Here is a 4,463-nt window from a genome sequence, read left to right on the forward strand (position 1 = left end):
GTAAATGGATTGAATTATGAAGAATGGTTTTTATGCGACTTACCGCAGCAAAAATAAAGGGAAAGATAAGCGCTCAATAAACCTGTCTGTTTTCCTTAATTCTCTGCTGGCTGATAATCATCACCTGCAGGCATGCAAGCTTGGCGTAATCATGGTCATAGCTGTTTCCTGTGTGAAATTGTTATCCGCTCACAATTCCACACAACATACGAGCCGGAAGCATAAAGTGTAAAGCCTGGGGTGCCTAATGAGTGAGCTAACTCACATTAATTGCGTTGCGCTCACTGCCCGCTTTCCAGTCGGGAAACCTGTCGTGCCAGCTGCATTAATGAATCGGCCAACGCGCGGGGAGAGGCGGTTTGCGTATTGGGCGCTCTTCCGCTTCCTCGCTCACTGACTCGCTGCGCTCGGTCGTTCGGCTGCGGCGAGCGGTATCAGCTCACTCAAAGGCGGTAATACGGTTATCCACAGAATCAGGGGATAACGCAGGAAAGAACATGTGAGCAAAAGGCCAGCAAAAGGCCAGGAACCGTAAAAAGGCCGCGTTGCTGGCGTTTTTCCATAGGCTCCGCCCCCCTGACGAGCATCACAAAAATCGACGCTCAAGTCAGAGGTGGCGAAACCCGACAGGACTATAAAGATACCAGGCGTTTCCCCCTGGAAGCTCCCTCGTGCGCTCTCCTGTTCCGACCCTGCCGCTTACCGGATACCTGTCCGCCTTTCTCCCTTCGGGAAGCGTGGCGCTTTCTCATAGCTCACGCTGTAGGTATCTCAGTTCGGTGTAGGTCGTTCGCTCCAAGCTGGGCTGTGTGCACGAACCCCCCGTTCAGCCCGACCGCTGCGCCTTATCCGGTAACTATCGTCTTGAGTCCAACCCGGTAAGACACGACTTATCGCCACTGGCAGCAGCCACTGGTAACAGGATTAGCAGAGCGAGGTATGTAGGCGGTGCTACAGAGTTCTTGAAGTGGTGGCCTAACTACGGCTACACTAGAAGAACAGTATTTGGTATCTGCGCTCTGCTGAAGCCAGTTACCTTCGGAAAAAGAGTTGGTAGCTCTTGATCCGGCAAACAAACCACCGCTGGTAGCGGTGGTTTTTTTGTTTGCAAGCAGCAGATTACGCGCAGAAAAAAAGGATCTCAAGAAGATCCTTTGATCTTTTCTACGGGGTCTGACGCTCAGTGGAACGAAAACTCACGTTAAGGGATTTTGGTCATGAGATTATCAAAAAGGATCTTCACCTAGATCCTTTTAAATTAAAAATGAAGTTTTAAATCAATCTAAAGTATATATGAGTAAACTTGGTCTGACAGTTACCAATGCTTAATCAGTGAGGCACCTATCTCAGCGATCTGTCTATTTCGTTCATCCATAGTTGCCTGACTCCCCGTCGTGTAGATAACTACGATACGGGAGGGCTTACCATCTGGCCCCAGTGCTGCAATGATACCGCGAGACCCACGCTCACCGGCTCCAGATTTATCAGCAATAAACCAGCCAGCCGGAAGGGCCGAGCGCAGAAGTGGTCCTGCAACTTTATCCGCCTCCATCCAGTCTATTAATTGTTGCCGGGAAGCTAGAGTAAGTAGTTCGCCAGTTAATAGTTTGCGCAACGTTGTTGCCATTGCTACAGGCATCGTGGTGTCACGCTCGTCGTTTGGTATGGCTTCATTCAGCTCCGGTTCCCAACGATCAAGGCGAGTTACATGATCCCCCATGTTGTGCAAAAAAGCGGTTAGCTCCTTCGGTCCTCCGATCGTTGTCAGAAGTAAGTTGGCCGCAGTGTTATCACTCATGGTTATGGCAGCACTGCATAATTCTCTTACTGTCATGCCATCCGTAAGATGCTTTTCTGTGACTGGTGAGTACTCAACCAAGTCATTCTGAGAATAGTGTATGCGGCGACCGAGTTGCTCTTGCCCGGCGTCAACACGGGATAATACCGCGCCACATAGCAGAACTTTAAAAGTGCTCATCATTGGAAAACGTTCTTCGGGGCGAAAACTCTCAAGGATCTTACCGCTGTTGAGATCCAGTTCGATGTAACCCACTCGTGCACCCAACTGATCTTCAGCATCTTTTACTTTCACCAGCGTTTCTGGGTGAGCAAAAACAGGAAGGCAAAATGCCGCAAAAAAGGGAATAAGGGCGACACGGAAATGTTGAATACTCATACTCTTCCTTTTTCAATATTATTGAAGCATTTATCAGGGTTATTGTCTCATGAGCGGATACATATTTGAATGTATTTAGAAAAATAAACAAAAGAGTTTGTAGAAACGCAAAAAGGCCATCCGTCAGGATGGCCTTCTGCTTAATTTGATGCCTGGCAGTTTATGGCGGGCGTCCTGCCCGCCACCCTCCGGGCCGTTGCTTCGCAACGTTCAAATCCGCTCCCGGCGGATTTGTCCTACTCAGGAGAGCGTTCACCGACAAACAACAGATAAAACGAAAGGCCCAGTCTTTCGACTGAGCCTTTCGTTTTATTTGATGCCTGGCAGTTCCCTACTCTCGCATGGGGAGACCCCACACTACCATCGGCGCTACGGCGTTTCACTTCTGAGTTCGGCATGGGGTCAGGTGGGACCACCGCGCTACTGCCGCCAGGCAAATTCTGTTTTATCAGACCGCTTCTGCGTTCTGATTTAATCTGTATCAGGCTGAAAATCTTCTCTCATCCGCCAAAACAGCCAAGCTTGGCTGCAGGTCGACGGATCCTTATTCTTTAGAACGCAGAGATTCCTGCAGGTTGGTAGACAGAGAGAAAGAACGCATGATTTCAGCACGAACAACTTCCCAAGCGCACGGAGAGTATTTCTTTTCTTTCAGGTACAGGGTGATACGCTGGAAGTATTTACGAACAGCCAGGATAGAGTCTTCTTTCATCAGCGGGGTTTCGGTAACACCAACACCCTGGATAACGCAAGCTTCCAGGTCGTTCAGCTGCTGGTACAGTTCGGTGTAGAATTTGTCCAGCAGGGTTTCGTCCCAAGCAGCAGAAGAGTCTTTGGTAGAGAACAGGTTGAAGATCTGCTGGATCATTTCGTGCAGAACCGGGATGGTTTCAGCTTTCTGGAACTGGTTACCGAACTCTTCCTGCGGGAAACCGAAGTCGTGACGGTCTTTCAGGCAAGAGAACAGAGAGATTTTACGCATCTGAGCCAGCAGCATCAGGGTACGACGAGAACCCAGAGAGTGGGTCTGCGGCAGGTCACACATGAATTCCTCCTTAATTTTTAACCAATGCTTCGTTTCGTATCACACACCCCAAAGCCTTCTGCTTTGAATGCTGCCCTTCTTCAGGGCTTAATTTTTAAGAGCGTCACCTTCATGGTGGTCAGTGCGTCCTGCTGATGTGCTCAGTATCACCGCCAGTGGTATTTATGTCAACACCGCCAGAGATAATTTATCACCGCAGATGGTTATCTGTATGTTTTTTATATGAATTTATTTTTTGCAGGGGGGCATTGTTTGGTAGGTGAGAGATCTTTAGCTGTCTTGGTTTGCCCAAAGCGCATTGCATAATCTTTCAGGGTTATGCGTTGTTCCATACAGCCTCCTTAGTACATGCAACCATTATCACCGCCAGAGGTAAAATAGTCAACACGCACGGTGTTAGATATTTATCCCTTGCGGTGATAGATTTAACGTATGAGCACAAAAAAGAAACCATTAACACAAGAGCAGCTTGAGGACGCACGTCGCCTTAAAGCAATTTATGAAAAAAAGAAAAATGAACTTGGCTTATCCCAGGAATCTGTCGCAGACAAGATGGGGATGGGGCAGTCAGGCGTTGGTGCTTTATTTAATGGCATCAATGCATTAAATGCTTATAACGCCGCATTGCTTACAAAAATTCTCAAAGTTAGCGTTGAAGAATTTAGCCCTTCAATCGCCAGAGAAATCTACGAGATGTATGAAGCGGTTAGTATGCAGCCGTCACTTAGAAGTGAGTATGAGTACCCTGTTTTTTCTCATGTTCAGGCAGGGATGTTCTCACCTAAGCTTAGAACCTTTACCAAAGGTGATGCGGAGAGATGGGTAAGCACAACCAAAAAAGCCAGTGATTCTGCATTCTGGCTTGAGGTTGAAGGTAATTCCATGACCGCACCAACAGGCTCCAAGCCAAGCTTTCCTGACGGAATGTTAATTCTCGTTGACCCTGAGCAGGCTGTTGAGCCAGGTGATTTCTGCATAGCCAGACTTGGGGGTGATGAGTTTACCTTCAAGAAACTGATCAGGGATAGCGGTCAGGTGTTTTTACAACCACTAAACCCACAGTACCCAATGATCCCATGCAATGAGAGTTGTTCCGTTGTGGGGAAAGTTATCGCTAGTCAGTGGCCTGAAGAGACGTTTGGCTGATCGGCAAGGTGTTCTGGTCGGCGCATAGCTGATAACAATTGAGCAAGAATCTTCATCGAATTAGGGGAATTTTCACTCCCCTCAGAACATAACATA

3 protein-coding genes, 1 rRNA gene and 3 pseudogenes are annotated in these 4,463 nt (G+C 48.1%); 2 read left to right on the forward strand and 5 right to left on the reverse strand.

The window, feature by feature from the left end:
• Positions 1–16: 16 nt before the first annotated feature.
• A pseudogene (locus OV592_RS21665) lies at positions 17–130 on the forward strand (protein rexA); the annotation flags it as partial.
• Positions 131–281: 151 nt separating this feature from the next.
• Here the strand turns inward: OV592_RS21665 and OV592_RS21670 are convergent.
• The 5 genes and pseudogenes from OV592_RS21670 to OV592_RS21690 form a co-directional block, all read right to left on the reverse strand.
• A pseudogene (locus OV592_RS21670) lies at positions 282–380 on the reverse strand (hypothetical protein); the annotation flags it as partial.
• Between the two features lie 935 nt (positions 381–1,315).
• Complete coding sequence (locus tag OV592_RS21675; RefSeq protein ID WP_000027060.1) at positions 1,316–2,176, reverse strand: class A beta-lactamase TEM-181; 861 nt, start codon at positions 2,174–2,176, stop codon at positions 1,316–1,318.
• 318 nt (positions 2,177–2,494) lie between these two features.
• Positions 2,495–2,610: ribosomal RNA gene (gene rrf / locus OV592_RS21680) — 5S ribosomal RNA — on the reverse strand.
• Between the two features lie 110 nt (positions 2,611–2,720).
• Complete coding sequence (locus OV592_RS21685) at positions 2,721–3,221, reverse strand: alpha/beta interferon family protein (protein ID WP_395185023.1); 501 nt, start codon at positions 3,219–3,221, stop codon at positions 2,721–2,723.
• 263 nt (positions 3,222–3,484) lie between these two features.
• Positions 3,485–3,553 (reverse strand): annotated as a pseudogene (locus tag OV592_RS21690) (Cro/CI family transcriptional regulator); the annotation flags it as partial.
• 100 nt (positions 3,554–3,653) lie between these two features.
• Here OV592_RS21690 and OV592_RS21695 point away from each other — a divergent pair.
• Positions 3,654–4,367, forward strand: coding sequence for a LexA family transcriptional regulator (locus OV592_RS21695; protein WP_000104864.1), 714 nt, complete (start codon positions 3,654–3,656; stop codon positions 4,365–4,367).
• Positions 4,368–4,463: the final 96 nt, after the last annotated feature.

Source organism: Agarivorans sp. JK6 (genome assembly GCF_045277145.1).
Lineage (GTDB): Bacteria > Pseudomonadota > Gammaproteobacteria > Enterobacterales > Celerinatantimonadaceae > Agarivorans > Agarivorans albus.